This is a genomic window from Pseudarthrobacter sp. CCNWLW207 (genome assembly GCF_037203945.1).
GTDB lineage: Bacteria > Actinomycetota > Actinomycetes > Actinomycetales > Micrococcaceae > Arthrobacter.
The window spans coordinates 322,156-347,492 of the sequence record NZ_JBBCBS010000005.1; the positions used below are offsets into that span (position 1 = coordinate 322,156).

Here is a 25,337-nt window from a genome sequence, read left to right on the forward strand (position 1 = left end):
CTAGGTACGCTTTCTGGCGGTTTTCTTTGGGCCGGTGGATCCCCGGGAGGGCCTGTTGCCGAACTTCAGCATCCGCTTGGGCCGTATTGCCGGGGCCATCTGTTCCCTGGCGAGTGACAGCACGACACCGACGGCGCACAGCGACATCATGAGTGCCGAGCCACCGTAGGAGATGAACGGCAAAGGGACGCCGATCACGGGCATCAGCCCGGTGACCACGGACATGTTGACTGTGGCCTGGCCGAGGAGCCAGACCATGATGGTGCCCGCCAGGACCCGGTGGAACATGTCCTCCTGCGCCACCACGACGCGGTAGATCGCCGCCCCCAGGATGGCGAACAGGACCAGGACGACGACGGTGCCCACCAGCCCCAGCTCCTCACCGATGATGGCGAAGATGAAGTCGTTGTGGGCTTCCGGGATCCAGCTGTACTTCTGCCTGCTTTGGCCAAGTCCGACGCCGAACCAGCCGCCGGACGCCAGTCCGTAGATCCCGTTCGTGGCCTGGTAGTTCGCATCGATGCCGTCGGCACAGGACTTTCCCGTCCACCAGGAGGTGATGCGGCACATGCGGTTGGAGCTCGTGATGGCCATGGCGGCAGTTCCCGCGGCGCCGATCAGCGCGGCGAAGCCGAACAGATACAACGGCACGCCGGCGAAAAAGAGCGCGGCCGCGGTGATCATCATGATGATCATCGCGGTGCCCAGGTCATTTCCCAGGACGACGAGGCCGATGACAAGGCCGGCCGCGGGAACAGCGGGGATCAGCGCGTGCTGCCACCGGCGCAGGAGCTTGCCCTTCCTCGCCAGGACTGTGGCCATCCACAGGGCCAGGGCCAGCTTCGACGCCTCGGACGGCTGGAACGTGATGCCGCCGATGTCGATCCAGTTCTTGTTGCCGTTGACTTCATCGCCGATGACCTGGACCAGTGCCAGGAGCACCAGTGCGATGCCCAGGCCGGGCCAGGCAAGGCGCTTCAGCCAGACAACGTTGATGCGCGACAGGACGAACATGGTGAAGATTCCAATGGCGGCAAACATGCCCTGTTTCAGGGCGTCACCATACGGGGACTTGCCGGCCGCGATGGATTCCACGCTGGAAGCAGAGAGCACCATCATGATGCCGATGGCGGTCAGGGCGAGGGTGGAGCCCAGGATGAGGTAGTAGGTGGAACCGTTCCGCGAGGTTCCGGTCCCTTCCAGAGCTGACCAGAAACGGCGGTACCCGTTGCGGATTCGCACAGGCAAGGAGGGCCGGGAACCGGCAGGAGCTGCGGTTTTTCCCGGGCGCGGCGTTGCTGCCGGCGGCCGGGTGGGCGTGCTGACCATTGTTACTCCTCGCCGGTCTGGGCCTGCCCTTCCACCAGCTCGCGGACAGCTTCGATAAAGGCGTCGCCACGGTGAGCGTAGGAAGAGAACTGATCCATGGATGCAGCTGCCGGCGCCATCAGAACTGTGTCACCCGGCGCGGCAAGCTGAGCCGCTGCCGCAACGGCGCGGGACATCACGGTCCCGCCGGACTCCGACGGGCTGCCTGCGACGGCCCCGCCCTCTGCGGCAGTCTGCATCTTTTCAGTGTCGCCCGCGGGCGGTCCGATCACCGGGACATCCGGTGCGTGTCGTTCGAGGGCCTGAGCCAGGGCCTCGGTGTCCGTGCCGATCAGCACCACGGCCTTGAGCCGCGCTGCGTGGTCCCGGACCAGGTCGTCGTAGCTGACGCCCTTGGACAGGCCGCCGGCGATCCAGACCACCTTCTCGAAGGTGGCCAGCGACGCCGACGCAGCGTGCGGGTTGGTGGCTTTGGAGTCGTTGATCCAGAGGACGCCGTTCTGCCGGGCTACCGGCTGGATCCGGTGATTGCCGGGGACGTAGTCACGGATGCCTTGGCGGACAGCCTTGGCGTCAACGCCGTAGGCCCGCACCAGTGCTCCCGCGGCCAGGGCGTTGGCCACCATGTGCCGCGGGGCGAATTCTCCGAGGTCGGACATTGAGGCGAGCTCAGCCGCGCTGTCCTTGCGCTCGGGGATAAAGGCGCGGTCAACGAGGAGCCCCTCCACCACTCCCAGCATGCTGATCGCGGGGGTAAGGGTGGTGAAGCCCACGGCCCGGCACCCTTCCACGACGTCGGCGTTCTCCACCATCCGCTCGGTCTCGATCTGCTCTGCGTTGAATATGCAGGCCTTCTGGGTGCGTTCGTAGACTTTGGCCTTGTCCGCGAGGTAGGACGTGTACGATCCGTGCCAGTCCACGTGGTCCTCAGCCACGTTCAGGCACACACTTGCCACGGGCGAAAGCGATTCAGCCCAGTGCAGCTGGAAGCTGGAAAGTTCGACGGCGAAGACGTCGTATTGAACGGGATCGCGGAGGGCGTCAAGGATGGGAGTTCCCACGTTTCCGACGGCGATGGCCTTCAGTCCTGCGGCCTGCAGCATCGCTTCGGTCAGGCCAACCGTGGTGGTTTTGCCGTTTGTTCCGGTGATGGTCAGCCAGTCAGCTGTCTTGTGCCCTTCCCGGATGCGCAGCCGCCAGGCAAGTTCGACGTCGCCCCAAACGGGGATGTGGGCGCGTGCGGCTGATGCCAGGAGGGCTTGGTCCGGGCGCCAGCCCGGTGACGTCACAATGAGCTCGGGCAGGGACCCATCGATTTTCGGGATCCTGCTGACCGCTTCATCCCCCAGGAGAACGTCGGCGGCACCGACGATCTTCAGTGTTTCAGCCTGGGCCTTTGCTGTCTCGGACGTGGCTGCGTCAACCACCACGACGCGGGCACCCAGTTCGATGAGGGTATCGGCCGCGGCGAAGCCGGACACGCCGATGCCGGTGACCACGACGCGCAGGCCCGCCCAGTCCGAGTCCCAACTGGTGAGGCGAGTGAGGCGGGAGGAAACTGTCACAGGAGCACAACCCATTCAGCGTAGAAGATCCCCAGGCCAACGGCTACGAAAAGCCCTCCGAGGATCCAGAATCGGACTACCACGGTAACCTCGGCCCACCCCTTGAGCTCAAAGTGGTGCTGCAACGGGGCCATCTTGAAGAAGCGTTTACCACCGGTGGCCTTGAAGTAGCCCACCTGGATGATGACGGACAGGGTGATGAGGACAAAAAGCCCGCCGATGATGCCCAGGAGCAGTTCGGTGCGGGACAGGATGGCGAAACCAGCGATTGCGCCGCCAATCGCGAGGGATCCGGTGTCTCCCATAAAAAGCTTGGCCGGAGAAGTATTCCACCAGAGGAATCCAACGAGGGCTGCACTCATGATGGCGGCCAGAAGGGCAAGGTCGAGCGGGTCGCGGACCGAGTAGCAGCCGCTGCCGGCTTCCCGCGGGGAGCCGCAGGCCTGGTTGCTTTGCCAGATGCCCATCAGGGTGTAAGCGCCGAAAACCATGACGGAAGCACCTGCAGCGAGGCCGTCCAGGCCATCCGTCAGGTTCACCCCGTTGGTTGCCGCGGTGACAATCAGGTTGGACCACACGACGAAAAGTATGGCGCCCAGGACGGTACCGCCGAAGGCCAGGTCCAGCCACGGAAGGTCGCGGACCAGCGAGATTTTGGTGGACGCGGGCGTAACGCCGTCTGCATCCGGGAAATTCAGGGCAAGGATGGCGAACGCGACTCCCACAGTTCCCTGGCCGATGAGCTTGGCTTTGGCGTTCAGCCCCAGGCTTCGCTGTCTTGAGATCTTGATGAAGTCATCGAGGAAGCCGACCAGGCCCATCCCCACCATGAGGAACAGCAGGATCAAAGCCGACGCTGAAGGACCCGGAGACGCCGGATTCATCATCCACATGATCAAGTGCGTCAGTCCATAACTCAGCAGGACGGCGGCCACCACCACGGTTCCACCCATGGTGGGAGTCCCGCGCTTGGTGTGGTGGGACGTCGGTCCGTCATCCCTGATGAACTGGCCGTAGCTTTTGCGGACCAGCAGGCGGATAAAGAGCGGGGTTCCCACCAGGGCGCACAATAGGGCAAGGCCAGCGCCGATCAAAAGTGCAATCACAGCTGTTCGCTCCCTTCACTGGCAGGTACGGGGGCTTGTGGGGGTAATGCTATCCGATCGCCTAAATGCCGCAGCCCAACGCTGTTGGAGGACTTGAACAGGACGAGGTCGCCGGGTTCAAGTTCGGCGTTGAGCAGTTCGTAGGCGTCCTCGATCGTTTCGGCGAAGCTGCATTCATCGCCCCAGGACCCCTCCTGCACGGCGGAGACGTAGAGCGGACGGGCCTCCCGGCCCACCACCACCAGGCGGGAGATGTTAAGCCGGACAACCTGGGTGCCCACCACGGTGTGTTCGCGGATGGATTCGGGTCCGAGTTCCAGCATGGCGCCCAGGACAGCCCAGGTACGGCGGCCGCGGCCGAGGTCGGCGAGGGTCCGCAGGGCGGCCCGCATGGATTCCGGGTTGGCATTGTAGGCGTCGTTGATGATGGTGACGCCGTCGGCCCTTTCGGTACGTTCCATGCGCCAGCGGCTGGCTGCCGTCTGTGTGCTGAGTGAGGCTGCGATGTCCCGTCCGGCGACACCGGCAGCGTGTGAGGCCGCAGCTGCGGCGAGCAGGTTGCCCACGTGATGGGACCCGATCAGTTTGCTGCTCACGTGCAGGTCCGGTTCGCCCGACGGCAGGACGAGGTCAAACTCAGGGTTTCCGGCAGGGTTGGTGTCCGGCTTGACTGCCTGGACTCCGGCGCCGGTGCGGCCTTCAGCGGAGAATCCGAGCACTGTGGCTTGGGTACGGTCCCGCATGGCGGCGACGCGTTCATCGTCGAGGTTGAGGATCGCGGTACCGGTGGCGGAAAGTCCTTCGACCAGTTCACCCTTGGCCCGGGCGATGTTCCCGACTCCCCCGAATTCACCGGCGTGGGCGGTCCCCACGCCGAGTACTACGCCGATGTCGGGCTTGACCATGTCTGCCAGGTAGCGGATGTGGCCTATGCCCGTTGCTCCCATTTCAATGACCAGGTACCGGGTGCTGCTGTCCGCGCTGAAGACCGTCAGCGGGACACCGATCTCACCGTTGTAGGAGCCCTGTGGCGCAACGGTGGCTCCCTGGGTGGCCAGGACGCCGGCGAGGAGGTCCTTGGTGGTGGTCTTGCCTGCCGAGCCCGTGATGCCCACAACCGTGAACTGTTCACCGGCTGCCTGGCGGGCTGCACGAATGCGGCGTACCGCCTCCGCGGCGAGGGCGCCCATGGCCAGCACAGCATCCTCGACCACCACTGCGGGGTAGTTCTCGCCGTCCGGGCCGGCAACCGGCCGTTCCATGAGCGCCAGCGTTGAACCGTTGCCAAAGGCGGCGCCAACGAAGTCGTGGCCGTCCGCATACTCTCCCGGTTTCGCGACGTACAGCGATCCGGGCGTGGCTTCGCGGGAATCCGTGACCACCGAAAGAGGCGTGATCTCCGGATCGGCGTCCAGGCGCCCGTTTGTGATTTCGGCGATTTCCGCCGCAGTAAATGCAATCATCTCGGTCTAGGACTCTATCCGGTCGTCTTGGAGAACGGTGAATCCCTTGGCTGTCAAGGCGTCGCGGAGTTCCACCCTGTCGTCCAGGGCAACGTTGACGCCTTTCACTTCCTGCCAGACTTCGTGGCCGCGGCCAGCCACGAGAATAGTGTCCTGGGGTCCGGCGAGTTCAACGGCCTGGCGGATGGCTTCATCGCGCGGGAAGACTTCCAGGATGCGGCACTCAAGCGAACCCCGCTGCTGCGCTTCCAGCGCTCCCGCCAGCACGTCGGCGCGGATCGCGGCAGCGTCCTCGTCATGGGGGTCGTCATCGGTGACAATGACGGTGTCGGCAAGAGTCGCCGCGATGGCTCCCATTGCAGGACGTTTCCCTTGGTCCCGCTGCCCGGTTGCCCCAAACACCACAATCAGCCTGGACCCTGGCTGCGGTGACCGGACGGCTTCCAGCGCCCTGGCCAGAGCGTCCGTATTGTGGGCAAAATCAACCACTGCGGCGGGCGACTCGGAAACCAACTGCATGCGGCCCGGAACGGCGACAGTGAAGGGATCGTGCTCATCCAGGGCGGCCTGTACTGCCGCCACGCCCACTCCATTGGCCAGGACCATCACGGCTGCCAGCGCGGCATTGGCCACGTTGAAGCTGCCAGGGAGCCCCGTGTGGACCCTCAACGAGGCGCCACCCGGGCCCGTCAATATGAAATCCGTTCCCAATCCACGCGCCGTAGCCGACGTAACCGTCCAGTCGGCAGGAGTCCCTGCCGGTGTGGCCGCGAGGGTGGTGACAGGAATCTCGGCGGCGTCGGCGAGCCGGCGGCCCCAGTCGTCGTCGACCGTTACCACGGCACGGCGGGCGCGCCGGGGAGTAAAGAGTTCCGCCTTGGTCTGGAAGTAGTCATCCATGGTTCCGTGCAGGTCCAGGTGGTCCTGCGTGAGGTTGGTGAAGCCCGCTACGTCGAAGACCACTCCGTCCACGCGCTGGAACGAGACCGCGTGGGAGGAGACCTCCATGGAGGCGGCGTCCAGCCCCCGCTCCCGCATCAATGCCAGCAAGGCGTGGACATCCGTTGACTCGGGCGTGGTCAGCAGGCTGGGAATGGCATCGCCGCCTGCCTTAATTTCAATAGTCCCGATAAGGCCTGTCTTGAGGCCAAGGGAACGAAGCAGCGCGTTGATGAAATAGGTCGTGGTCGTTTTTCCGTTGGTCCCTGTGACGCCGAACAGCGTCGGCGTGCCGCCATCGGCAGGCTGGCTGCGGTAGATCATGGCCGAAAGCGGTCCCACCACATTCCGCGGGCTCTCAACCACCAACACCGGCACGGAGGTGTCTGCCGACAGCGCCAGGAGGCGAGCACCGGCGTCGTCCGTCAACACCGCCGCCGCCCCGGCGCCTATTGCCTGGGCTGCGAAGTCCGCTCCGTGCCGTGAGGCTCCCGGGAGCGCGACGTAGAGGTCTCCCGGCTCAATGGTGCGCGAGTTCAAGGAGATCCCGGTGATGGACACCGACGCCGACGGGCCCGGAACGGACACACCGATGGACTCGCCGATGCCCGCCAGGCTCACTGCGGAAACGGACGTGGGCCTGAACCGCCCCGTGGCGGATCCCCCGGCCGGAACTTTATGGCTGCCGGGGGCATTGTGATCTGACAAGAGGATCTCCGAAAGTGCTAGTGGATCAAACCCGCCGGACGTGCTCAGTCAGCGGGCCGTGCTGGGGCGTACGGCAGTACTACTTGGCGTATTGCGGCAGCCGCGCCGGTTCGCCGGTGGACGGCTGGACGTTGTAGGTGCGCAGCGCCTGGCTCATGACTGACCGGAAGACCGGACCTTGCGTAATGCCATAGATGCTGCCCTTGGGCCGCTGCAGCACCACCTCAACAATAAACCGCGGATCATCCATCGGCGCCATGCCAACGATGGAAGCGGTATACCCGCAGAATCCTGACTTGCCGTCGTCGCACGGCGATTCCGAGGTTCCCGTCTTGGCGCCCACACGGTAGCCGTCGATGGCGGCGTCCTTAATCTGCCCTTCGGTAACCGCGCTTTCGAGGATGTCCTGGACCTGCTGCGCAGTGTTGTCTGAGACCACCTGCCGCGAAGGCTGCGGAGCGACCTTCTCTTCAGTCCCGTCCGGTGAGATGTAGGAATCGATCAGGCGCGGCTGGAGCATGACGCCATTGTTGGCGATTGTCTGGAAGGCCCGCACCGTCTGGAGCGTGGACTGCGATACACCCTGCCCGAACAGCACCGTGTACTCCTGTCTGTCGTCCCACTGGTCCGCCGGCGTCAGGATGCCCGAAGCGGTAGCGGGCAGACCGACGTCCGGAGCCTCCCCGATGCCGAACTTCTGCAGCCAGTCGAATCTCTGCTCCTTGCTGAGTCGCTGGCCTGCCATGACAGTTCCGGTGTTCATGGACCAGCCAAGAATGCCGGCGAGGGTCCGTTCCTCCGTGCCATGGGCAAACGAGTCGCTGAAAGTCTGACCGTCTACTGTGTACGACGGCGGGAGGGTGAACGTGTCCAGCGGGCTGGACTTTCCTTCCTCAATCAGGGCCGCCGCCGTGATCATCTTTTCCACCGAGCCCGGTTCGTAGGCAGCCGTCACGGAGCGGACCCCTCGGTCCTTGGCGGCCACCAGGCCGGGGTCGTTGGGATCAGGGGAATTAGTGTCGGCCATGGCGATGAGGTTGCCGGTCTTGGCATCCATCACGATAATGATTCCCCACTCGGCGCCCAGCTTGTCCGACTGGCTCTGGATGGCCTGCTGGGCAAAATACTGGAGGTCGGAATTGAGGGTGAGCCTGACATCCTTGCCGTCTTGCGGTGGGGTGAGCTCGTCCAGCCCAACAGGGATTCGAAGGCCGTCCGCACCGATTTCGAACAGCCTTTTGCCGTCTGCCCCCTTGAGCAGTTCGTCCTGCGTCTGTTCAATTCCGGCCTGGCCTGTGTACCCGTCCTGGAGGAAGCCAATAATGCCACCGGCGACCGAACCGTTTGGATAGACGCGCTTGCTGACGCCTTCGGTGACGATGCCGGGAATCTGCAGCTTGGAGATCCGGTCCTCTACGTCCGGCTTCAGGTCCTTCGCCACGATGTAGTACTTGGATTCACCGGTGACGGCCTTCCGGAGTTCGTCGGCGTCCATCCCCAGGACAAGGGCGAGTTCGCTAATGCCCTGATCACGGGTGACTTCCACCAGCTTGTCCTGGCCCTCCACCAGGCGCCAAAACTTCTCTGTTTTTGTGTTCGTCACCTGATCCACCACCAAGTTGTAGCGGATGAGGCTGTTGGCCAGCACAACGCCGTTGGAGTCCAGGATGCTGCCACGTTCGGCCGGCAGGACAGTCTGGGTCATCCGCTTGTTCAGCGCAGCCTCGGCCATGCCGCCAACGTCCAGGCCCTGAACGAGGAAAAGCTTGCCGCCCACCACCAGGAGAAGGGTGAGCATGATGCCCAGGCCAAGGCGCAGGCGCCTCGTGGCGTTGGGTACCTTGCCGCTCTTCGCCTTGCCGGTCCTCTGCGCCACCGTGATTTCCTTGCTGTTCGCTGTGTTGCCTGTCAGGTCCTGGCAGTTACTGCCCGGGCGTCCTCTGTAACGGTGCGGGCACGGAGCCTCCGTGCAATTCCACAGCCGGGGCCGGGGCTGCGGCCGGTGCCTCTGCAGCAACAGCCGCCGCAGCGGCGGCCGGCGGCGTTGCAGCTGCCGGCTCCTCAGTCACCGGCTTTCGGCTGGCCAGCGGCTCCCCGGTGCTTGCGGGCGGGACCACGCTCAACTGTCCGGCAACTGCCGGTGCCGGGATGACGGCCCCGGCGGCGCCGCCCTTAACGGCCGGTGTCGCCTTGCCGGTGACCGCCAGGGTTGAAAGGTCGATCTGGCCTTTCACCGTGGACGCCACCATTCCCAAGTCTGCAGCCTTTGCTGCCAAGTTCTGCGGAGCTTCGAAGTTTTGAACCTGCTGTGTCAGATCCTGGTTCTGCTTGGTCAGCGTGCTTTGCTTGCCCCGGAGTTCCACGAGCTGGTACTGGGCGGTGGACACCGAGATGTTCAAGACCAGGACAGCAACCAGCGCGACGGCGAGCAGCGTGAAGCAGAGGACAACGAACGGCGCGCGGCGCTTCCTGGGTGCGGTTCGGACAACCGAAAGCGGCGTGCGGGCTTTGCGTCCGGGGCCCGGAGTTCCCGCCGGAAGTCCAATAGCGGGCGCGGCACTGCCGGAGACGACAGGAAAGTTCTTGACGGCGGCGGTGCTCATACGGCTCTCCTGGTTCTAATGCGTTCCACAGCCCGCAGCCTTGCTGAGGCAGCGCGCGGATTCTCTGCGATCTCGACGGCGGTGGGCACCTCCGTGCCCTTCGTGAGGGTCTTGAGTTCGGCCTTGTGTTCCTCGAGTTCGACAGGGAAGCCGAGGGGGGCTGAAGACTTCGAGCCTGCTTGGAACACGCTCTTGACTATCTTGTCCTCCAGCGAGTGGTAGGACATGACCACAATCCGTCCACCGAGGGCAGTTGCCCTGACCGCGGCCGGAACAGCCCGTTCCAGGACATCAAGCTCTTCGTTGACCTCGATCCGGAGCGCCTGGAAAGTCCGTTTGGCGGGGTGGCCGCCGGACTTGGCGGCGGCGGCCGGAACTACTGCGCGGATCTGTTCAACGAGTTCCCCGGTGGTGGCGAAAGGCTTCTGGGCGCGGGCGGCAACAATTCTGTTGGCGATGCGTCCTGCAAACTTCTCTTCGCCCCATTTGCGGATGATCCGAACGAGGTCCTCTTCGGAGTAGTTGTTGACAACATCTGCGGCGGTCTGCCCACGGCTGGTGTCCATCCGCATGTCCAGCGGGGCGTCGAAGGAGTAGGCGAACCCGCGTTCGCGTTCGTCCAACTGCAGGGAGGAAACGCCCAGATCCATCAGGATTCCGTGGACTTCGCTGATGCCAAGGTCTTCAAGGACGTCAGCGATTTCGTCGTAGACGGCGTGGACCAGGTCAGTCCGTGCGGAGAACGGCGCCAGCCGTTCTCCGGCCAGGGCGAGTGCTTCCTCGTCGCGGTCGATGCCGATCAGGTGCAGGTCCGGAAAGCGCTGGAGCATTGCTTCGGAATGGCCGCCCATGCCGAGCGTGGCGTCGATGGCTATGGGAGTTTCGCCCCTGAGCCTGGCTGCTTCGAAGCCCGGGGCCAACAAATTGATGCACCGGTCCCGCAGGACCGGTACATGGCGTTCGGACGTCGGCTTCGGGTGATCGTTCATGCCGTCGTCCTTTCCTGCCGTGGTTGCCGTGGTTGTGCTTCTTGAGCCAGATCCCCATCCGCGCCTGTCGTCCTGCCCGCCTGGCTCCGGGGAAGTGAGCCAGGTTGGCCGGCCGATGGGCGGCTGGAGATCTCGTCCAAGAAGCTGTCCGCCTGTTCCATACCGGTGATTACAGAATCCCCGGAATGGCGTCGTCGGTCTCAGAGAAGGCTGTTTCCTTCTCTGCCAGGTACTCGTTCCAGGCTTGGGCGTCCCAGATCTCGGCCCGGGTTCCTGCGCCGATGACGGCCAGTTCCCTGCCGAGGCCTGCATACTCCCGGAGCGCTGCCGGAATGGTTACGCGCCCCTGCTTGTCAGGTACCTCATCCGAGGCTCCAGAGAGAAAGACGCGAATGTAGTCCCGGGCCTGCTTGGAGGAAATGGGCGCCTCCCGCATTTGCTCGTGCACACGTGCAAATTCCTGCTCACTGAAGACGTAGATGCAACGCTCCTGGCCCCTCGTGAGTACCAGGCCGCCGGCTAGTTCCTCGCGGAACTTCGCGGGGAGGATAATTCGTCCCTTTTCATCCAAACGCGGCGAGTGGGTGCCAAGAAACACGGGCCCACCGCCTGTCTGCTGTCAGGAACTGCACATCCCCTGTGTTGCAACTACCCTCTTATGTCCTCCACATTACTCCACTTTCCCCCACAGTCAACGCAGGATGAGGCCGGATTCCCCCCACTTCAGGGAATGATGCCCGTAAAACCGGCGAATCGGCCGGTGGTGGAAAGTGGAGGGCTTTTGACGCCGGGAGGGCGGTTGTGGTTTTTCGAGGGTGACCGTTAAAAGCAGAAGACCCGCCGTAGCGGGTCTTTATGCTTAGATACCTGATGACAAATTACTTTCGGACGGAATAAACCCCGCGCCGTGGAAGGCTGTGGTGCAGAATGGAGGGCTTCGGCGCCTCTTACCCGGCTGCGTCAGGAGTCGCCGCGGCGCCTCTCGTCCCAACGTTCTTCCAGATTGCTCATGAAGGAACTCCTGGACTTGCCTGGCTTACCTGGACGGCCGCTGCGGGACTTGCCAGGTGCCGAGCTGCGCATCGTTGCGAAGTACACGCCGGCTCCCATCACCACAAAGCCCAAGACGCCGACGAAGATGTTTTGAAGCGTGACGCCAACCAGCAGGAGGAAAATCCCGGCGAGGGCGCACAGCACCCCGATCACCACATGCCGCGTGGACCATGAGCGTCCGGGATCCGAGCCCATGGAATTCGCGAATTTTGGATCGTCCTCGTGCAGCTGCTTTTCCAACTGTTCAAGCAGCTTCTGTTCGTGCTCCGAGAGCGGCATCACGACCTCCTTAAGTAGGCCAACGTCCGGGCTGCGCCCAGTCAGTACTTCTGCTCCGATAACGACCGGCATACCGCTCAAGTTCCCGCCCCACCGACGATGGCGGGCGGGAGCGTTATGTCCAGTCGTTCGAAAACTATGTATATATAAGGATAGTTTGTCGCGGGCCGTTCTGAAAGACAGCAATGACTTTCCGCAAGGCCCTCCGGCTGCGGCAGACAGGGGTAGCTGCGCGCCTAGCCGGAATTTTTTCCGGAATCCAGCAGGCGGGCCGGGAGCACTGATTTATTGCCAAATTTACGGCTGACTTTGTCCAACGCCAACTCGGCTGCCCGCCAGTTGTCGTCCCTGCGGTCCAGGCTCAGCTGGAGGGACGTTTGTGCCGCCTCTTCCAGCTGTTCGGCACGGACTCCTACCAGCCTTACGGTCATGCTTCGATCGCCGAGTGACTCCAGGAGTTGGAGGACGACGGCGTAGATCAGCTGAGTGCTGTCCACCGGCGTGTGAACGGTCCGGCTCCTGGTGATGGTGGAGAAGTCCGCGTAACGCAGCTTCAACGCCACGGTCCTGGCCACCATTCCGGAACTGCGCAGCCTCTCCGCCGTACGGTGCGACAGACGTAGCAATTCCCTGTGAAGGACGGCGTTGTCGGCGGTATCAACGGCAAAGGTTTCCTCGGCTCCTATGCTCTTCTCCAGCCGCACCGGCGTTACGGGTCGGGGGTCGATCCCCCAGGACAGCCGGTAGACGTGCTCGCCCGTGGCGCCAAGGGTCCGTTTCAGCGTGTGCAAGGGCGTGGCGGCGAGGTCGGCCACCGTCCTGATCCCCATCCGAGCCAAGACCTCGGTGGTCTTGGCACCCACACCCCAGAGAGCTCCAACCGGCAGGCTGTGCAAGTAGGGGACGGTTTCTTCCGGCCGAATCAGGAGCAGTCCGTCGGGCTTGCACCGCGTGGATGCGATCTTGGCCACAAACTTGCTCGCGGCGATGCCCACAGAGGCGGTGATGCCCAGTTCGGCGGCAACGCGGCGCCTCAATAGTTCGCCGATGTCTTGGGGCGGGCCCAGCCGGCGGATGGCACCGCCGACATCAAGGAAGGCTTCGTCCACGCTCAAAGGCTCCACCAGTTCGGTGACGGATTCGAAAATTCCCATAAGCTGTGCCGAGACCTCGTAATACAGCTTGTGCCGCGGTTCGATGATGACCGCCCTGGGACACATCCGTGCTGCGACCACCATGGGCATGGCGGACTTCACGCCAAATTTCCGGGCCTCATAAGAGGCCGAGAGCACCACGGAACGGTCTGCCGGATAGCCCACAATGACGGGTTTGCCGCGAAGCTCCGGTCGAGTACGCAACTCAACCGATACAAAGAACGCGTCCATGTCCACGTGCAGGATGGGGGTGCGCCGGAACTCCCGAAGACCCGCTTCGGTGTGCTGATTCATCCCGTCTACATCCCGTCCGGCCCCCACGAAACAATCCTATCCGCTGGTACTGACTAAACTGGAGGCTGAATCCGGCATCAATACCAGGAGGAAAGTCCCTGTGACGGTCATTGGAAATCTTAAGCCAGCAGGATCGGCCGCCCTCGTGGCCGTCGCAGCGCTGGCACTCGCCGCCTGCAGCCCGGCGGCGCCAGGAGTAACCACGCCGTCCTCCGCCACCTCCTCGCAGTCCACGGGCCATGCCACAGCTACCGCGTCCGCCAGTCCCTCAGCGTCACCGGGCACCTCGGCTACCGTCGGGGCGTTGGTCGCCGGCTTCCCGCAGCAGCTTCTCCCGCTCATGCCGGGAGCCACAGTAGTTTCCAGCAGCTTCGACAAGTCGGCGACGCCGGCAACAGCCGCCCTGGTGGCAAGCATCACGGGCCAGCCCGGCGCCGTCGTCGAGTTCTATACCAAGGCCCTTGAAGCCCAGGGCTTCAAGGCCGTGCCGGGAGAGTCCGTGGGTGCCGTGGCATCAAAGGACTTCGTCCGGGGCGACAACGAGACCGTCAACCTTGCGGTGGTGGAAGCTGCGGGTGTTTCCACGTTCACTATCGGCGCCAATGTGGCAGCTGAGTCAGCCAAGTGACGGTCGCGGAGCAGCTGCGGCTTGAACAGACCGGATACGTAGCGGCCGTCGCGGGCGAGCTGACGGACTTCCTGACCGAGCGCCAGGCGGTGATGTCGGCTATCTCCCCGGACATCGATCCCATCATGGGTTCCATCTCCAACCTGGTCACCGGCGGCAAACGGCTCCGTGCCCTGATGTGCTACTGGGGGTGGCGCGGCGCCGGCGGTGATTCCGGAGCCAGGCAGATCGTGGCTGCAGGCTCGGCGCTGGAGCTCTTCCAGGCCGCGGCGCTCATCCATGACGACATCATCGACCGCTCCGACACCCGGCGCGGCGGGCCCAGCGTCCACCGCCGCTTCAGCCAGCTGCACACAGCCCAGGGCTGGGCTCTCGATAGTGAACGCTTCGGCCACGCCGCAGCGATCCTGACCGGCGACCTGTGCCTGTCCTTCAGCGAAGAGGCGTTTACGGACATCGGCGAAAAAGCCGCATCAGGCAGCCGAGCGCGGCTCATCTTCAACCTCATGCGGGCCGAAGTCATGGCCGGCCAGTACCTCGACATCCTCGAAGAGGTCGCCGGGCCGGTCAGGGACAGGGCCGGCGCTGTTTCCAGGGCGCAGTCCATCATCCGTTTCAAGTCCGCCAAATACTCCACGGAACATCCGCTGGCCCTCGGCGGCGCGCTGGCGGGAGCGTCAAACGAGCTTCTCCGCGGCTATTCTGCCTTCGCCCTCCCGCTGGGTGAAGCCTTCCAGCTGCGCGACGACGTCCTGGGCGTCTTTGGCGACCCCGTCACCACGGGAAAGCCCGCCGGCGACGACCTCCGGGAAGGAAAGCGGACCGTTCTGGTGGCGCTGGCGCTGGACCAGGCGACGGCGGAGGAATCGGCATTCATCGACGCAAAGCTTGGCAGCCCCGATCTCGGCGGCGAAGACATCACCGAGATCCGCCGCATCATCGAGGAATCCGGAGCCCTTCAGGCAACGGAGGTCCTCATCGGCGAATTCGGGGCAGCGGCGTTTGATGCCCTGGACCAACTGGAACTCGACGAATTGCCAAAAACGGCGCTCCGCAGGTTGGCCGAGGCCACCGTCAGCCGCGCATCCTGAAAATTCCGGTTACCAGGCCAGGGTTTGGGCGCGGCGCCGGATCTCCGTTTTGCGGCCTTCGCGGAGCGCATCAATGGGCCGCCCACGCAATGATTCGTCTGCGGTGAAAAGCCAGACAATCAGGTCCTCGTCGGAATAGCCGGCATCTGAGAGCACCACAATGGTGCCCTTCAGGCTGTCCACCACGTGTCCGTCCTGGATAAATTCCGCAGGGACGCACCGGATCCGCCGTTCTCCAACCCGCAGCGCGGCCAAAGCACGCTCATCAAGGAGACTGTGGACTTTCGTTATTGAAACGTCCAACAACTGGGCGACATCAGGCAGGGGCAGCCACTCGCCAACAAGGCTTTCTACGTTACTCACGGATCAAGGTTGCCATGACCGGCACCTTGACGCCTAGTCGCCGCTTTTGCGGCATGTGAGATTTACGGCGACACTCCATGAAATTAGTCTTGGCAGCTTTTCAAGAATTCTTGTGCTAATTGACAATCCATGAGAGATTCACATAGATCACATTGGTAACAGCAATAACTTAAGCAACACTAGTAGCAGCATTAACACAGGCAACACCCACCGCACTCGCAGTTGAGAAGAGGATTCCTTCCATGACGACGTCCCGCTCGCCACAGCAGCCACCCAGGCCGAGCCTGCCCATGATTGCCGCTACCACGGCGGCGCTCCCTGCGGTTGTCCTGTCGTCACTGGCCCTCGCCCAACCGGCTGCAGCTGTTGCCCCTGTCCGGGCCATCCCTGCCACGCTCGCAGCGGCCATGAAGGCCCAGGCAGCAGCTGCAACCGCAACCGTTATTCCGGCCGCCTCGGTTTCGACGACCATCCCGTCCGCCTTCCGGCCGACGCAGCCGTCTGTACCCGCCGAGTACACCATCGCGCGGGGCGACACTATCAGCAGCATCGCCGGCAGGCACGGCCTGGACACCTACGAAGTCCTTAAGCTGAACAACCTCCAGCCGAACACCATCATCTATCCCGGGCAGAAGATCAAGCTTTCAGGCTCCGGCAATGCTCCCCTTGCAGCCCCCGCGGCTACTCCACCGGCTGCCGCAACCACATCCGGAGCGACCTACACAGTCAAAGCGGGCGACACGCTCAGCGCCATTGCCTCCCGGCACGGAGTGGGATTGTCGGAAATCTTCGGCTGGAACGGTTTGAATATGCGTTCCATCATTTACCCCGGCCAGAAGATCAAAGTGAACGACGGCGGAACCGCACCTGCGGCAGCTCCTGCCACTGCACTGCAGCCGACTTCCGCCCCCGCAGCACCAGCCCCTGCGGCGCCGGCCCCTGCCGCCGCCCCTGGCGGCTCCTACACCGTCAAGGCCGGCGACACCCTCAGCGCGATTGCCTCCAAGCATGGCGTCAAGCTCTCGGACGTCCTTTCCGCCAACCAGCTGAGCCTGTCCAGCATCATTTACCCCGGCAACAAACTGGTCATCCCCGGCGCTGCCATACAGCCCGCCTCAAGCGAACCCGCCGCAAACGTCACTCCCCTGGTGCCCAGCTCTTTCCTTGGATTCACCTACCCCGCGGCGGTCGTCAGCTCGGCCAACGAGAACAAGGCCCTGCTCAATGCCTCCCCTGTGCCCTCCCGTGACCAGATGCGGGCCATCGTTGCGGATACTGCACGGCGTATGGGTGTGGAACCGGCACTGGCCTTGGCTTTTGCCTACCAGGAATCCGGCTTCGACCAGCGTGCCGTTTCACCGGCGAATGCCATCGGCACCATGCAGGTGATTCCCTCCTCCGGCCAGTGGGCCTCGGACCTCGTGGGGCGCAAACTCAACCTGCTCGATCCGTACGACAACGCCACCGCTGGTGTGGCGATCATCCGCCAGTTGATCGCCACGAGCAAGGACCGCGACACTGCCATCGCCGGCTACTACCAGGGTCAGTATTCAGTGAGCAAGTACGGCATGTACGACGACACCAAGTCCTACGTGGAGGCGATCAAGGCGCACGAAAAGAACCTCGGCTAGACCACCACGCCCAGCCCGGTCCCGGTGGGACCAGGGCGGGCGGGATAACGATACGGGTCCGGATCGCATGTTGATTCGGGCCCGTTTCATTGCGGGATTAGGATCGTAGGGTGCAGGAATACGTGTCTGACCGACTTGTTGGAACGCTGGTGGACAACCGCTACGCCGTCCAGTCCAAGCTCGCGCGCGGCGGAATGTCCACCGTCTACCTCGCTACAGACCTCAGGCTTGAGCGCGAAGTTGCCCTCAAAGTACTGCACCCGCACCTTGCCAGCGACGACACCTTCCTCGGCAGGCTGGGCCGCGAGGCAAAGGCAGCGGCCAGGCTTTCCCATTCGCATGTGGTTGGTGTCCTCGACCAAGGCAATGACGGCCAGACGGCCTACCTCGTGATGGAGTACATCAAAGGCCACACGCTGCGGGACGTCATCACGTCCAAGGGCGCGTTGCCACCCAGGCTCGCCCTCGCACTCATTGACCCCGTCGTCGAGGGGCTCGGAGCGGCACACTCCGCCGGCATGATCCACCGCGACATCAAACCCGAAAACGTCCTGATCGCCGACGACGGCAGGATCAAAGTGGGCGACTTCGGCCTCGCCCGGGCCGTCACCACGTCCACCAGTACGGGTGCACTCATTGGCACCGTGGCCTATCTCTCCCCCGAACTGGTGCTGGGCAAGCAGGCCGATGCCCGGAGCGACATCTACTCTGTCGGGATCATGCTGTATGAAATGCTTACCGGCCGGCAGCCTTTCGACGGCGATGTTCCCATCCAGGTGGCGTACCAGCATGTCAACGGGACTGTGGGGCCGCCGTCGGCGCTGGTGCCGGGCCTTGCCGCGGAAGTCGATGAGCTCGTGCAGTGGTGTACTGCCAACGACCCCGAGAACCGGCCCGTGGACGGTATGGCCCTGCTCCAGGAACTCCGCCACATCCGGACCAACCTCACCGACCGCGAACTGGACCTGCAGCCGCCTGCGGCGCTGGAGGCCGGCCTCCAGAACCCTACTGAGGTCATCGCCCGTACCAACAACCCCACAACAGTGATGTCACCGCTTGCGCCTCCGGAAAGGCCGCCACGGTTTCCGCCCCCCTCGTTTGGGGACAACGCCACGTCGGTCGTTCCCGCCGCCCCATTCCCTCCCGCCGCGTATGTCCCCTATCCGGATACGTCGCCGGCTCCCCTGACCAAGCGCGCCCGGCGCAAGGCAGAGAGGGACGCCGAGAAGGCCAGGTCGCGGGCCGCGGCAACCCCGCTCCGGTACCTGCGCGACGGCAACCCCAGGCGTCGCGGTGCCCTGTGGGTGGTCATCCTGATCATCGCCGCGCTCTTAGCCACCGGAGCCGGCTGGTTCTTCGGCATGGGTCCGGGGTCGCCAGGGACCATCCCGGCGGTCGCCAACAAAACGGTGGCACAGGCGCAGCAGCTGCTGAATGAGGCAGGGTTCCAGTCCAGCACCCGCGACGTCTTCGACGACGACGTTCCGTCCGGCCTTGTAGTGGGAACGGATCCTGTAGCCGGAACGGAGACCCGGAAATTTCAGCCGGTGGCATTGTTTGTCTCCAAGGGCCCCCAGCTGTTTGAACTGCCGAAACTGACCGGCATGACACTGGACGAAGCCAAATCCGAGCTCAACAAGGCAGAGATGGCCTTGGGCACCGTTACCGAGAAATTCGACGAAGGCATCGCTGTCGGCATGGTCCTGGCCCAGGACCCAGCCTCCGGGACCCCGGCGCGGCACGGAACGCCAGTGGCCTTGACCGTTTCCAAGGGACCGGAGCCCATTCCGGTTCCGTCCGTCGTCGGGATGGATGAGGACGACGCCGTTGACGCCATCGAAGCGGCAGGCCTCAAGGCAGACGTCGCCAAGGACAAGGTCAACGACCGCAACGTGCCCAAAGGTTCGGTTGCCGCGCAGTCGCCACCCAACGGCACCCTCACCCGCGGCGGTACTGTCACGCTCACCATCTCCGACGGTCCGAAGATGGTGAAGGTTCCCAGTTACGTGGGCAAACAGGCCAAGGAAGCCGAACAGGCACTGCGTCAGCTCGGCTTCGACGTGAAAGTCAACAACATCCTTGGCGGCTTCTTCGGAACCGTCCGGGACCAGGATCCGGCTAATAAAGAGGTTCCAGAGGGCTCCGTCATCACCCTGACCGTGGTGTAGCGTCACGCAGTTCGGCTGCGCCCAGTGGCAACATCGCCTGGAATCCGCGGCCACCCAGCTCCAGGAAACGCAAAAGGATGCCTCCCGTGACGCAAAGTCCGGGAGGCATCCTTTTCAGCTGAAGCGGGTGGAGCGCCTAGTGCTTGGCGAGTGCCCCTGCGACCAGGAACGCCATTTCGAGCGACTGCATGTGGTTCAGGCGCGGATCGCAGACGGACTCGTAGCGGTCCAGGAACGCCTCCTGGTCAATGGGATCGGCGCCGCCAAGGCACTCGGCGACGTCGTCACCCGTCATCTCAACATGCAGGCCGCCCGGAACCGTGCCCAGGGCGTGGTGGACTTCAAAGAATCCGCGGACTTCGTCAATGACGTCGTCGAAGTTGCGCGTCTTGTAGCCATTAGGCGACGTGACGGTGTTGCCGTGCATCGGATCGGTTACCCACAGGACCTGGGCGCCGGACGCAGTGACTTTCTCGACGACGGCCGGGAGCTTCTCCCGGATGTTCTTCGCACCCATGCGCGTGATGAAGGTGAGCCGTCCGGGCTCACGCTCCGGGTCCAGCTTGTCGATAAGGCGCAAGGCATCATCGCCGGTGGTGGAGGGGCCGAGCTTCACGCCGATCGGATTCCGCACCCGGGACAGGAAGTCGATGTGCGCGTGATCCAGCTCGCGCGTGCGCTCCCCGATCCACAGGAAGTGGGCCGAAGTGTCGTAGGGGAACCCTGTGCGGGAGTCGATGCGCGTCAGCGCGCGCTCGTAGTCCAGGAGCAAGGCTTCGTGGCTGGCGAAGAACTCCACGCGCTTGAGCGCTTCGAAGTCGGCGCCGCAGGAGGCCATGAACTTGATGGCACGGTCGATATCGCGGGCCAAGGACTCGTAGCGGGCATGGGCGGGGTTTTCGGTGAAGCCCTTGTTCCACTGATGCACTGAACGCAGGTCCGCGAACCCGCCCTGGGTAAAGGCCCTGATGAGATTCAGGGTGGATGCCGAGGTGTGGTAGGCCCGCAGCATCCGGGATGCGTCGTGGCCGCGGGACTCCGGCGTGAAATCGTAGCCGTTGACGATGTCGCCGCGGTAGGCGGGAAGCGTCACGCCGTCGCGGGTTTCATCATTCGAGGAGCGGGGCTTGGCGAACTGGCCAGCCATCCGGCCCATCTTGATGACGGGCATGGCTGCACCGTAGGTGAGTACCACGGCCATCTGGAGGATGGTTTTGACGCGGGCGCTGATCTTGTCCGCCGTGGCCGCTTCAAAGGTCTCTGCGCAGTCCCCGCCCTGAAGCAGGAAGGCTTTGCCCTGGGCCGCGGCTGCCAGCCGCTCGCGAAGGATGTCCACCTCGCCGGCGAAAACCAGCGGCGGCAACACGGACAGCTCCTTGACCGAAGCGTCGAATACGTCCTTGTCCTGCCAGCTGGGCTGCTGGGAGATCGGGAGGTCGCGCCAGTCATCCAATCCCGGATAGTTGGCGGCGCCGCTCTGGGCGGTACTGGACAGCGAGAAGGCGGGTTTTGCGGATAGCTCAGTCACCCTCTAAGACTAGTGTCCCGGAGGCTCATCCGGACACCCGGCCGTCACGCGCGGGGGCGGCCGGCGTCACATCATCCCGCGGCAGGGGTCCCGTCGTCGTCCCGCTGACCGGGATTAGACGGGCCGCCAGTGCCGGCATCAGGCTTTTCGGCGGGGCCGGTGTCGGTGCTGGCCGCAGGCTCGGCCTGCTTGCCCGCGAGCTGCAGCTTCACCACCGCGGCGTATTCGTCCACGTACTCCTGGCCCGAGAGCCGCATCAGCTCGAACATGATCTCGTCGGTCACTTTGCGTTGTACCGCGCGGTCTTCCGCTTGACCCTGGTACCTGCTGAAGTCCAGAGGTTCGCCGAAGATCATACCGATCCGGCGGATGTGCGGCAGGCGCTTGCCGATGGGCTGAACCTTGTCCGTCCCGATCATGGCCACGGGAATAACGGGAACCCCGGCCTGCAGGGCAAGCTTTGCCACACCGACCTTGCCCCTGTAGAGGCGGGCGTCCGGGCTGCGCGTGCCTTCGGGGTAGATCCCGAGCAGACCGCCACCGGTCAGGACGTCCATGCCGGCGTTGAGGGAAACAGCCGACGCGGCACCGCCGGACCTGTCCATGGGGAGCTGGTTGGTCAGCCGGAAGAACAGGGCCGTGAGCCGGCCTTTGAGTCCGGTGCCGGTGAAGTACTCGGACTTGGCCAGGAAGATCACCGGGCGGGGCACCATGAGCGGCATAAAGATTGAATCGGAAAATGACAGGTGGTTGGAGGCGAGGATGGCTGCGCCCTCCGCCGGAACGTTGTCCAGGCCTTTGACCCAAGGGCGGAACAGGAGCCGCAGCACCGGACCCAGGAAGATCCTTTTCATAACCCAATAGAACACGTGACTAACCTCTCCGGAAGGCAGCCAGCACTCAATCTGCTAGCACTGAATCGGGCAGGGCCGGCATTCCACTGCAACCCTACTCTAGTGAGATTTGTCCCGAACAGTGACACGATGGACTCATGACAGAAAGCAGCATCCCGCCCCGGCCTGCCGCTTTCAGCTACCCCGGCCACGGGCCAAATGCGAAGACCGGAATCGCCATCTGCCACGGTTTCACGGGGAGCCCCCTCAGTGTCCTGCCGTGGGCTGAACATCTCGCGTCCCAGGGCTTCGCCGTTTCCGTGCCGCTTCTTCCAGGGCATGGGACCGACTGGAGGCAGCTGGCGCGCTGCAACTGGCATGACTGGCATCGCTCGTTTGAAGCGGCTTACGTGGACCTCGCCGCCCGCACTGACACCTGCTTCGTGGCAGGCCTCTCCATGGGCGGGGCCATCGCCCTCCTGACTGCTTCCAGGCACGCCGTCGCAGGAGTCTCCGTGGTCAACCCCGGCCTGAGCTTCTATGACCGCCGGGTGCGGGTCATCGGAGTGCTGAAGTACTTCCAGCAGACCACGCTGCCTATCCAGGAGGACCAGTCCACAGCCGCCGTCACAGACGACGGAGACTATTCCCGGACTCCCCTGGCCGCCGTTCACGAGCTGAAAAAACTCTTCGGCGCCGCCATTCGGGGCCTTCCGCGGGTATCTGCGCCCGTACAGGTATTCAAATCAACAATGGATGCCGTCGTTCCGCCATCATCGCTGGCCATGCTGAGGCGCCGGCTGGGCGGACATCTGGTGGAAGTAGTTGACCTGCCGAACAGCAGCCATGTGGCTACCCTGGATGCCGACGCCCCCGAAATTCTTGCCAAATCCACAGCGTTCTTCCTCGAGCACGCCACCCGCCCCATTACGTCGGAGACTTCATGACAGCGCTTCCGGACCACAGCCCGTTCCGCAGTGCCTTCCGCGGTGACGGACCACGCATCGGCGTGGTGCTCTCGCATGGCTTCACCGGCAGCCCTCATGGGCTGCGGGCCTGGGCCGCGGCCCTGGCTGAGGCAGGCTTCGCCGTGCGGATGCCGCTGCTGCCCGGGCACGGCACCACCTGGCAGGAACTGGCGCGGACACGCTGGCCCCAATGGCACGGCGCCCTGGACGACGCTTACCTGGAGCTGGACGCAGAATGCGATCACGTTTTTTCTGCGGGCCTGAGCATGGGTGGGGCCTTGGCATTGCGCGTCGCGGCCACGAGGCCCGTTGCCGGGGTCATCCTGGTCAACCCGGGACTGGTCATCGATGATCCACGTGCGCCCTTGGCCGGCATCCTGAAGCTGGTGCTCAAGAGCACGCCGGCCATCGCCAACGACATCCTGAAACCCGGCATGGATGAGGGCGCCTACCCCCGAACCCCGGTGGCTGCCGCCCACGAACTGAACAAGTTATTCAAGGACACCATCCGACTGCTCCCCCGGGTCACCGCGCCAGTGCGTGTTTTCCGTTCCAGCGTGGACCACGTGGTGTCCGACTCAAGCATCGCGGCTTTACGCCGTGGCCTCACGCACGCGCCGTTGCAGCTGACCCGCCTCGAGAACAGCTACCACGTGGCAACCCTGGACAACGACGCCGAACAGATCTTCGAAGGTTCTGTGGAGTTCATCCGTTCGATCATCCCGGCGTCGGCGCCGGCCGGCACCACTCACGCAGCACCAGACCACCAGGTGGCTGCCAGCCAGGAGGGCACCGCCCATGACTAGGCCCGATTCCGGTTCCCCGGACCCGAGCGCCAACCAGGACGACGCCGTATGGCTGGATCTGGTGGCACGCCTGGAAGGTTCTCCGGCAGGCCCCGATGTGCCAATCCGGCCCGTCGAAGCCGCTGCACCTGATGAAGCGGCTGAAAAAGGTTCCACGGAAAGGCCAGCCTCCGGCACGGAGGGCGCGGGAAAGCCTGGCGGTTCGGCCAGCTTCCGGGATTTTGACCCGTTAGGGCTGGCACCGTCCGCCCCTGCCGAGCTGTCGGCAGCAGAGCGGCTGTCTGCCGCATCGCCTGGAAGTCCGGAGAGCGGTGAGGACTCCGCGCAGGGCCCGCGGGACTACACTGCGGAGGACGACGACGGCAGCTTCGTACCGGAAGAACCCCCCAGCCTCGCCGGGACGGACCCTCTGACCATGCTCGCGTGGCTGGGCGCGGTGGGCGGACCGGTCGCGCTGCTCCTTTCCGCCATGTTCTGGCGCTCTGCCCCGCTGCTGGCCATCCTGGGGATTGTGGCAGTGTTTGTCCTGGCGGTGGTCTACCTGATCATGAAACTCCCCCAGGAAAAGGATGAGAACGACGACGGCGCCCGGGTCTAGGCCTTAGGGGCCCTCAGCTGCGCATCCGGCTGCTGACCCGGGACAGGTCTGCCGCCCCAATCAGCCCCGCGTTGGGTCCCAGCGCGGCAAGCTCAATGCCGGCCGCCGGGCGGAAACCCCGGCCGGTGAGGTTCCTGGCGAACGCCTTCCTCGCTGGCTCCACCAAGAGGTCTCCGGCAGAGCATAGGCCGCCACCAATAACAAACAGGCCGGGATCCAGGGCCGCTGCCAGGTTGGCAAGTCCCAGCCCCAGCCATTCACCGACTTCGTCAAGCAGTTCCCGGGACGCGGCGTCGCCGGCCAGGGCAAGGTCCGTGACGATCGCCCCGGTGATAGCCCCGGGGTGTCCGTCAACGGCCGCGAGCAGCTCCTGTGCTACGGGCGAATTTGCCTGCGCGAGAATCCGGGCTTCCCGCCCCAAGGCGTTGCCGGAGGCATACTGTTCCCAGCAACCGCGGTTTCCGCACTCGCACCGGTGGCCGCCGGGCATGATGATCTGGTGGCCAAACTCCCCTGCCACGCCAAAACGTCCGCGCTCGACCCGTCCGTCAAGCACCATGGCGCCGCCGATGCCGGTCCCCAGCGTGATGCAGACGAGCCTGCTCTCGCCCTGACCGGCACCAAAGCGCCATTCCGCCCAGGCCGCCGCATCGGCGTCGTTAGTGAGCAGGACCGGCCTGCGGAGGAGCCGCTGGAGGTTTTCCCTTAACGGCTCGTTGCGCCAGGCGAGGTGGGGGCTGAACAGGACGGTGCCGCCGTCGAGGTCCATCCATCCTGCCGCGCCGATCCCCACCGACCAGATGCGGTGCCCCGCCCCCAGCTCTTCAACAAGTTCGACGATGACGCGCTCCACAGCCCTGGGATCACTGCCGGGGGTTGAGCGCCGGGCTTCGCTCAGGATCCTGCCGTCAGCATCCACCACGCCGGCAGCAACCTTGGTCCCGCCGATATCGATTCCGATGGCAAGTCCCTTCCGGCCCAGCCGGAGGTGCTCGCGGAACGTTGCCCCTGGCCGGGACCGGGCTGGAAGCATGGGCGGCCGCCGCTTCCAGGGTGCCGGGCGTCGGAGGGGGCCGGCCTGGGCGCCGGGGGGCGGTTCATACATAGTTCCTCATTCTAGGCCGACGGACACGCCCTCCCGGCTATCCGTACGGTCCACGGAACGCCTCGCGTTGACGCGTAAGTTACTGGCCAGTAGGTTTATTACTGCACTGCCGGGTACAGGCGTACTAGTGTTAGAC

The 25,337-nt window shown here is 64.2% G+C and carries 22 protein-coding genes; 7 read left to right on the forward strand and 15 right to left on the reverse strand.

What is annotated here, in order from left to right:
- The 11 genes from ftsW to dinB all read right to left on the reverse strand — a co-directional run bounded on the left by ftsW (nt 1) and on the right by dinB (nt 13,482).
- Complete coding sequence (ftsW, locus tag V9L17_RS11210) at nt 1–1,329, reverse strand: putative lipid II flippase FtsW (RefSeq protein ID WP_337347748.1); 1,329 nt, start codon at nt 1,327–1,329, stop codon at nt 1–3.
- Nucleotides 1,330–1,331: 2 nt separating this feature from the next.
- On the reverse strand, nt 1,332–2,909 hold the full coding sequence (murD, locus tag V9L17_RS11215; protein ID WP_337351481.1) for a UDP-N-acetylmuramoyl-L-alanine--D-glutamate ligase: 1,578 nt from the start codon (nt 2,907–2,909) through the stop codon (nt 1,332–1,334).
- Nucleotides 2,891–4,000 carry a phospho-N-acetylmuramoyl-pentapeptide-transferase gene (gene mraY, locus V9L17_RS11220; protein WP_337347746.1) on the reverse strand — a complete coding sequence of 370 codons (1,110 nt, stop codon included), beginning with the start codon at nt 3,998–4,000 and terminating at the stop codon, nt 2,891–2,893. Before mraY ends, murD begins: the two co-directional genes overlap by 19 nt.
- The gene (locus tag V9L17_RS11225) at nt 3,997–5,463 is read right to left on the reverse strand and encodes a UDP-N-acetylmuramoyl-tripeptide--D-alanyl-D-alanine ligase (RefSeq protein WP_337351482.1); all 1,467 of its coding nucleotides are present in this window, start codon (nt 5,461–5,463) and stop codon (nt 3,997–3,999) included. Before V9L17_RS11225 ends, mraY begins: the two co-directional genes overlap by 4 nt.
- Before the next feature lie 6 nt (nt 5,464–5,469).
- On the reverse strand, nt 5,470–7,110 hold the full coding sequence (locus V9L17_RS11230; RefSeq protein WP_337351483.1) for a UDP-N-acetylmuramoyl-L-alanyl-D-glutamate--2,6-diaminopimelate ligase: 1,641 nt from the start codon (nt 7,108–7,110) through the stop codon (nt 5,470–5,472).
- Nucleotides 7,111–7,189: 79 nt separating this feature from the next.
- Nucleotides 7,190–8,986, reverse strand: a complete 1,797-nt coding sequence (locus V9L17_RS11235; protein WP_337347743.1) for a peptidoglycan D,D-transpeptidase FtsI family protein — start codon at nt 8,984–8,986, stop codon at nt 7,190–7,192.
- Between the two features lie 46 nt (nt 8,987–9,032).
- Nucleotides 9,033–9,713 carry a hypothetical protein gene (locus tag V9L17_RS11240; protein ID WP_337351484.1) on the reverse strand — a complete coding sequence of 227 codons (681 nt, stop codon included), beginning with the start codon at nt 9,711–9,713 and terminating at the stop codon, nt 9,033–9,035.
- Nucleotides 9,710–10,702, reverse strand: coding sequence for a 16S rRNA (cytosine(1402)-N(4))-methyltransferase RsmH (gene rsmH, locus V9L17_RS11245; protein ID WP_337347741.1), 993 nt, complete (start codon nt 10,700–10,702; stop codon nt 9,710–9,712). Before rsmH ends, V9L17_RS11240 begins: the two co-directional genes overlap by 4 nt.
- A 169-nt stretch (nt 10,703–10,871) precedes the next feature.
- Entirely contained in the window at nt 10,872–11,300 is a 429-nt protein-coding gene (gene mraZ / locus V9L17_RS11250; RefSeq protein ID WP_066285792.1) for a division/cell wall cluster transcriptional repressor MraZ, read from the reverse strand.
- Between the two features lie 362 nt (nt 11,301–11,662).
- Nucleotides 11,663–12,034, reverse strand: a complete 372-nt coding sequence (locus tag V9L17_RS11255; RefSeq protein ID WP_337351485.1) for a DUF3040 domain-containing protein — start codon at nt 12,032–12,034, stop codon at nt 11,663–11,665.
- 236 nt (nt 12,035–12,270) lie between these two features.
- Nucleotides 12,271–13,482, reverse strand: a complete 1,212-nt coding sequence (gene dinB, locus V9L17_RS11260) for a DNA polymerase IV (RefSeq protein WP_337351486.1) — start codon at nt 13,480–13,482, stop codon at nt 12,271–12,273.
- Nucleotides 13,483–13,582: 100 nt separating this feature from the next.
- Here dinB and V9L17_RS11265 point away from each other — a divergent pair, with 100 nt between their 5' ends.
- Nucleotides 13,583–14,110 (forward strand): hypothetical protein, encoded by a 528-nt coding sequence (locus V9L17_RS11265; protein ID WP_337351487.1) that lies wholly within the window; start codon nt 13,583–13,585, stop codon nt 14,108–14,110.
- Nucleotides 14,107–15,201, forward strand: a complete 1,095-nt coding sequence (locus V9L17_RS11270; RefSeq protein ID WP_337351488.1) for a polyprenyl synthetase family protein — start codon at nt 14,107–14,109, stop codon at nt 15,199–15,201. Before V9L17_RS11265 ends, V9L17_RS11270 begins: the two co-directional genes overlap by 4 nt.
- Before the next feature lie 9 nt (nt 15,202–15,210).
- On the opposite strand, the gene V9L17_RS11275 is transcribed toward V9L17_RS11270, so the two are convergent.
- Nucleotides 15,211–15,564 carry an Rv2175c family DNA-binding protein gene (locus V9L17_RS11275; protein WP_131134989.1) on the reverse strand — a complete coding sequence of 118 codons (354 nt, stop codon included), beginning with the start codon at nt 15,562–15,564 and terminating at the stop codon, nt 15,211–15,213.
- Nucleotides 15,565–15,806: 242 nt separating this feature from the next.
- Here V9L17_RS11275 and V9L17_RS11280 point away from each other — a divergent pair, with 242 nt between their 5' ends.
- Entirely contained in the window at nt 15,807–17,195 is a 1,389-nt protein-coding gene (locus V9L17_RS11280) for a LysM peptidoglycan-binding domain-containing protein (RefSeq protein ID WP_337351489.1), read from the forward strand.
- A gap of 110 nt (nt 17,196–17,305) precedes the next feature.
- Nucleotides 17,306–19,363 (forward strand): Stk1 family PASTA domain-containing Ser/Thr kinase, encoded by a 2,058-nt coding sequence (gene pknB, locus V9L17_RS11285; protein ID WP_337351490.1) that lies wholly within the window; start codon nt 17,306–17,308, stop codon nt 19,361–19,363.
- A 136-nt stretch (nt 19,364–19,499) separates the two neighbouring features.
- Here pknB and V9L17_RS11290 read toward each other — a convergent pair whose 3' ends face one another.
- Together V9L17_RS11290 and V9L17_RS11295 are read right to left on the reverse strand one after the other, a co-directional pair.
- Entirely contained in the window at nt 19,500–20,891 is a 1,392-nt protein-coding gene (locus V9L17_RS11290) for a class II 3-deoxy-7-phosphoheptulonate synthase (protein ID WP_337347734.1), read from the reverse strand.
- 71 nt (nt 20,892–20,962) lie between these two features.
- Nucleotides 20,963–21,760 (reverse strand): lysophospholipid acyltransferase family protein, encoded by a 798-nt coding sequence (locus V9L17_RS11295; protein WP_337351491.1) that lies wholly within the window; start codon nt 21,758–21,760, stop codon nt 20,963–20,965.
- Nucleotides 21,761–21,882: 122 nt separating this feature from the next.
- Here V9L17_RS11295 and V9L17_RS11300 point away from each other — a divergent pair, with 122 nt between their 5' ends.
- The 3 genes from V9L17_RS11300 to V9L17_RS11310 are packed head-to-tail and all read left to right on the forward strand — an operon-like array spanning nt 21,883 to nt 24,096.
- On the forward strand, nt 21,883–22,671 hold the full coding sequence (locus V9L17_RS11300) for an alpha/beta hydrolase (protein ID WP_337351492.1): 789 nt from the start codon (nt 21,883–21,885) through the stop codon (nt 22,669–22,671).
- Nucleotides 22,668–23,498: an alpha/beta hydrolase gene (locus V9L17_RS11305; RefSeq protein WP_337351493.1), complete on the forward strand. Its 831-nt coding sequence runs from the start codon at nt 22,668–22,670 to the stop codon at nt 23,496–23,498. Before V9L17_RS11300 ends, V9L17_RS11305 begins: the two co-directional genes overlap by 4 nt.
- Complete coding sequence (locus V9L17_RS11310; RefSeq protein ID WP_337351494.1) at nt 23,491–24,096, forward strand: hypothetical protein; 606 nt, start codon at nt 23,491–23,493, stop codon at nt 24,094–24,096. Before V9L17_RS11305 ends, V9L17_RS11310 begins: the two co-directional genes overlap by 8 nt.
- A gap of 13 nt (nt 24,097–24,109) precedes the next feature.
- Here V9L17_RS11310 and V9L17_RS11315 read toward each other — a convergent pair whose 3' ends face one another.
- Nucleotides 24,110–25,201 carry an ROK family glucokinase gene (locus V9L17_RS11315; RefSeq protein WP_443198028.1) on the reverse strand — a complete coding sequence of 364 codons (1,092 nt, stop codon included), beginning with the start codon at nt 25,199–25,201 and terminating at the stop codon, nt 24,110–24,112.
- Nucleotides 25,202–25,337 lie beyond the last annotated feature (136 nt).

What these genes read in the sequence shown, in the direction of transcription:
- rsmH (WP_337347741.1), bottom strand. Translation starts at nt 10,702, where the DNA reads ATGAACGATCACCCGAAGCCGACGTCCGAACGCCATGTACCGGTCCTG.
- murD (WP_337351481.1), bottom strand. Translation starts at nt 2,909, where the DNA reads ATGGGTTGTGCTCCTGTGACAGTTTCCTCCCGCCTCACTCGCCTCACC.
- V9L17_RS11255 (WP_337351485.1), bottom strand. Translation starts at nt 12,034, where the DNA reads ATGCCGCTCTCGGAGCACGAACAGAAGCTGCTTGAACAGTTGGAAAAG.
- V9L17_RS11305 (WP_337351493.1), top strand. Translation starts at nt 22,668, where the DNA reads ATGACAGCGCTTCCGGACCACAGCCCGTTCCGCAGTGCCTTCCGCGGT.
- V9L17_RS11280 (WP_337351489.1), top strand. Translation starts at nt 15,807, where the DNA reads ATGACGACGTCCCGCTCGCCACAGCAGCCACCCAGGCCGAGCCTGCCC.
- V9L17_RS11240 (WP_337351484.1), bottom strand. Translation starts at nt 9,713, where the DNA reads ATGAGCACCGCCGCCGTCAAGAACTTTCCTGTCGTCTCCGGCAGTGCC.
- ftsW (WP_337347748.1), bottom strand. Translation starts at nt 1,329, where the DNA reads ATGGTCAGCACGCCCACCCGGCCGCCGGCAGCAACGCCGCGCCCGGGA.
- V9L17_RS11315 (WP_443198028.1), bottom strand. Translation starts at nt 25,201, where the DNA reads ATGTATGAACCGCCCCCCGGCGCCCAGGCCGGCCCCCTCCGACGCCCG.
- V9L17_RS11300 (WP_337351492.1), top strand. Translation starts at nt 21,883, where the DNA reads ATGACAGAAAGCAGCATCCCGCCCCGGCCTGCCGCTTTCAGCTACCCC.
- dinB (WP_337351486.1), bottom strand. Translation starts at nt 13,482, where the DNA reads ATGAATCAGCACACCGAAGCGGGTCTTCGGGAGTTCCGGCGCACCCCC.
- V9L17_RS11310 (WP_337351494.1), top strand. Translation starts at nt 23,491, where the DNA reads ATGACTAGGCCCGATTCCGGTTCCCCGGACCCGAGCGCCAACCAGGAC.
- V9L17_RS11225 (WP_337351482.1), bottom strand. Translation starts at nt 5,463, where the DNA reads ATGATTGCATTTACTGCGGCGGAAATCGCCGAAATCACAAACGGGCGC.